Genomic DNA, 4,548 nt, shown 5'->3' on the forward strand with positions numbered 1-4,548 from the left:
GAAGCATGGCACTTGCAATGATCAAACCTGACGATGCTCGCACCAAGCGTAATCCGATGCCTCGCTGATGATCCGTTAATCATCAGGCGCACGGTTACGTTCCTGTAATCATGCGCCTCTATACGTTCCGCGACCGGAATGGCCGCCGCGGCAAGGATTCCTTATCTCCTTGCCTACGGGCATCCGTCGGCGAAATGCAGGGCGCACCGCTTACAGGCGGCGCGCCTTTTTTGATGGACATCGGGCACTTTGCATCACGCTGGAGAGAGAAAATGACAGAGCTTGTTCAGGCACTGCGGGTAAGAGCGGATTGCGGCTCGAGCCTAAAGCGGCCCTTAAAGGCTCAAAGGATTGGGGAGGTGTCCAATGTTCAGTGTAATAGGCAAGCTGGGCTGGTATTTCAAGATGGAGTGGCGGCGCTACTCTCTGGCTGTCGGGTTGTTGATCTTCGTCGGCTTTCTGGAGGTGATTCCTCCTCGTCTGCTCGGTTACACCATTGATGGAATCAGCCAGGGAAGGCTTGCGGATTCGACCTTTTACTGGATCGTGGGAGGCTGGCTGGCCATCACGATATCCAGCTATCTCATCACGTACGGCTGGATGTCCCGCCTGTTCGGCGGAGCCAACGTGCTGGAGCGGCTGCTTCGGGGCAAACTGATGGGCCAGTTCATGAGAATGACCCCGACTTTCTATGAGCGCAACCGGACGGGAGACCTTATGGCCCGCTCGACGAACGATCTGTGGGCGATCTCGATGACGGCCGGCTTCGGTATCCTGACGCTGGTGGATTCCACGGTGTGGATGCTGACGCTGCTCGGCATGATGGTATTCCTGATCAGCTGGAAGCTGACGCTGGCAGCTCTGCTGCCGCTGCCGATCATCGCGCTGCTGATGGCCGTCTTCGGCCGCATGATCCATGACCGCTTCATCAAGGCGCAGGACGCCTTCGGGGAGCTCAATGACGAAGTGCTTGAATCCGTATCCGGCGTACGCGTCGTCCGCGCCTATGTGCAGGAAGAGGCGGACCGGGACCGGTTCCATGCCAAGACGAACGAAGTTCTCCGCCGCAACATCGCGGTCGCGCGCGTCGACGCTCTGTTCGAGCCGGTGAACAAGATCCTGGTCGGACTGAGCTACATTATCGGCCTTGTTTATGGCGGAGTACTCGTATTTCAGGGCGAAATCACGCTGGGCGATCTCATTTCCTTCAATATCTTCCTCGGCATGCTGATCTGGCCGATGTTCGCCATCGGCGAGCTGATCAACGTCATGCAGCGGGGCAGCGCCTCGCTCGACCGCGTGGAGGAAACGCTGCACACGCCTGCGGACGTCGAGGACAAAGGCGACCTCGTCCAAGTGGAGCAGCCGGGCGAAATCATGTTTTCCGACGTCACGTTCCGCTATCCGTCCTCCAAGGAGGATAACCTCTCGAACGTCAGCTTCCGGCTGCCTCGCGGCGGGACGCTGGGCATCGTCGGGCGCACGGGAAGCGGCAAAACGACGGTTCTGAAGCAGCTCATCCGGGAATATCCGGCAGGCGCCGGAGAAGTGGCCGTGAGCGGAGTCTCCATCGATCGAATACCGCTTGACCGCCTTCTGGGCTGGTTCGGCTATGTGCCGCAGCAGCCGATCCTGTTCTCCCGAACGATCCGCGAGAATATCCTGTTCGGTGCCCATGGGGCGACGGAGGAGGATTTGGAGCGTGCGCTCGTCCGCGCGTCCTTTGCCAAGGATGTGCTGTTCCTGCCCGATGGCCTGGAAACGCTCGTCGGCGAGAAGGGCGTCGCCCTCTCCGGAGGGCAGAAGCAGCGCGTCAGCATTGCCCGGGCGCTCATCGCCGATCCGGAAATCCTGCTTCTCGACGATGCCCTATCGGCCGTCGATGCGAAGACGGAGGCCGAGATCATCGAGGGCATCCGCACGGAGCGGGCAGGCAAAACGACCATCATTACGACGCACAGGCTGTCGGCCGTCCAGCACGCCGATCTGATTCTCGTTATGGAGAACGGCAGGATCGTGGAGGAAGGCACCCATGAGCAGCTGCTGCAGCAAGGCGGCTGGTACCGGGAGCAATACGATCGGCAGCAGCTCGAAGCATTCGTTGAATCATAATCGCAAAGAAGGTGAAAACAAGTGAATCAACCGAAAACAGGCAAGCGGCTGCTGCAGTACGCCCTCCTATTTAAAAAACAAATCGTGTTAGCCCTTATTCTGCTCACCTTCGCGGTCTGCGCCGAAATGGTCGGTCCGCTGCTCGCAAAGCGAATGATCGACAACAATATCCTCGGCATCGAGAAGCCTTGGATTTCCGTGGAATCGGCGGCAGACGGGAGCGTCCCCTACAACGGGAGCCTGTACGTCCGCTCCGACCGTGCGGACAGCCTCAAGAGCAGCGGCCCGCAGCTGAACATCGTGCAGGAAGGCAGCAAGTTCTACGCGATCGAAGGAACGCTGCCGGAAGGCAAGCGCAAAGTGGAAAACGGCGAGCTCCTGCTGACTTCGGCAGACGGGAGCAAGCACGCTTATCCCGCCGCCAGCATGTCCCGCGATGAAGTCTATGCGTTCTACAAGCCGGAGCTGAATCCGCTTCTCGTGCTTGCTGCCGCTTACTTCGGCCTGCTGGTCATCGCAGCCATCTTCACCTACGGCCAAAAGCTGCTGCTGCAGACGACTGCGAACCGCATCGTACAGCGCATGCGCGAGGATGTATTCGCCCATACGCAGCGTCTTCCGGTCCAGTATTTCGACAATCTGCCCGCAGGCAAGGTCGTGTCGAGAATTACGAACGACACGGAATCGATCCGGGAGCTGTTCGTCGCCGTGCTGGCCAACTTCTTCTCGGGCATCGTCTATATGGCGGCGATTCTGGGCGCCTTGTTCATTCTCAGCCCTACCGTAGCCTGGTTCGCCATACCGGTGTTTCCGATCCTCTTCATCTGGATCGTCTTCTACCGCCGCCTGGCCGGCCGCTACAACAGCGTCATCCGCGCGAAGCTCAGCGACATCAACGCCATGATCAATGAATCGATCCAGGGGATGAGCATCATCCGAGTCTTCCGCCGCGAGCGCAGCACGGCGCAGGAGTTCAAGGAAATGAACGATGAGTTCTACTCCTTCCAGATCAAGCTGCTCAAGCTGAATTCGTGGACCTCACACAACCTTGTGAACGTCGTGCGGAACCTGATCTTCCTGGCCGTCATCTGGATGTTCTGGGGAGGGGAGCTTGGAGCGGCCGTAACCGTGGGCATCATGTACGCCTTCATCGATTACATGAACCGCATGTTCCAGCCGATCGTGGGCATCGTGAACCAGCTCACCAATCTGGAGACGGCAAGGATATCGGCCGGACGGGTGTTCGAGCTGATGGACGAACCGGGAACGGAGGTTTCCACCGGTTCAATGCCCCGCTATCGAGGAGAAGTCGCTTTCGAGGACGTGACTTTCGCCTACAAAAAAGACGAGAACGTTCTGCGCAACATTTCCTTTACCGCCGCGCAGGGACAGACGGTCGCCCTCGTCGGGCATACCGGCTCGGGCAAAAGCTCCATCCTCAACCTGCTGTTCCGGTTCTATGATATCGAGCATGGCCGGATTACGATCGACGGAATGGACGTCCGCGACGTTCCGAAGCAGCAGCTGCGCCAGCATATGGGCATCGTGCTGCAGGATCCGTTCCTCTTCACCGGCACGATCGCTTCCAATGTCAGCCTGGGCAACCCGGACGTTACGCGGGAGCAGGTCGTGCAGGCGCTGCGCGACGTAGGCGCGTACGAGATGTTCATGCGTCTGCCGCATGGCATCGACGAGCCCGTCATCGAGAAGGGCAGCACGCTGTCTGCCGGACAGCGCCAGCTGATATCGTTCGCCCGCGCGCTTGCCTACAATCCCGCCATCCTCATTCTGGATGAAGCGACGGCGAGCATCGATACCGAGACCGAGGCGGTCATCCAGAAGGCCCTTGGCGTACTCAGCCAAGGCCGCACGACGTTTGTCATCGCGCATCGTCTCTCTACCATAAGGGAAGCCGATCAGATCCTCGTGCTGGACCGCGGACGCATCGTCGAACGCGGCAATCACGATAGCCTCATGCAGCAGGGCGGCAAGTACTACGCCATGTATCAGCTGCAGTCGGGAAGCCCGGCTTCGGCGCAGGTATCCTGAGGTCTTTTCTTATAGAAGTTTTCGAATAGAAGGTGTTTTCATTCAAAAGGGGCGCTGCCCCTTTTTTTAATGCCGTTTTAAAGCTCGGCAGAGCGCTTGAAGCCGGCAAGTACAAGGACTGGAGCTTCTGCTGCACAGACCTCGGCAACTAATGAAGAAGGGGCAATATGGATTCCAAGGAGATGGATTTCGAATCTTGAATTGGATAAATGAATGGAAAGCGGGATATAATTTAAAAGCTTTTCGTCTTTTTTTTAAAAAAAGGGGTTGCGCAATCGTAGGTGTCCATGGTATATTCTAATTCCGGCCGAGAGATACACGGCACGGACGCGAAAAACGGACAAGCAGTACCGGCGATCGYAMCTGWATYCAGAAGCTTTTACCGAA

The 4,548-nt window shown here is 58.0% G+C and carries 2 protein-coding genes; both read left to right on the plus strand.

What is annotated here, in order from left to right; all coding sequences use genetic code 11:
• Window positions 1–366 precede the first annotated feature (366 nt).
• A complete protein-coding gene (locus tag BN871_RS25820; protein ID WP_048750020.1) occupies window positions 367–2,112 on the plus strand; it encodes an ABC transporter ATP-binding protein in 1,746 nt (581 codons plus the stop codon).
• Window positions 2,113–2,133: 21 nt separating this feature from the next.
• Window positions 2,134–4,161: an ABC transporter ATP-binding protein gene (locus tag BN871_RS25825; RefSeq protein ID WP_048750022.1), complete on the plus strand. Its 2,028-nt coding sequence runs from the start codon at window positions 2,134–2,136 to the stop codon at window positions 4,159–4,161.
• The last annotated feature ends 387 nt before the right edge of the window (window positions 4,162–4,548 follow it).

The organism is Paenibacillus sp. P22 (genome assembly GCF_000469945.2).
GTDB lineage: Bacteria > Bacillota > Bacilli > Paenibacillales > Paenibacillaceae > Paenibacillus_O > Paenibacillus_O humicus.

Excerpts from the sequence above, each read along its gene's own strand:
- BN871_RS25820 (WP_048750020.1), top strand. The coding sequence starts at position 367 with ATGTTCAGTGTAATAGGCAAGCTGGGCTGGTATTTCAAGATGGAGTGG.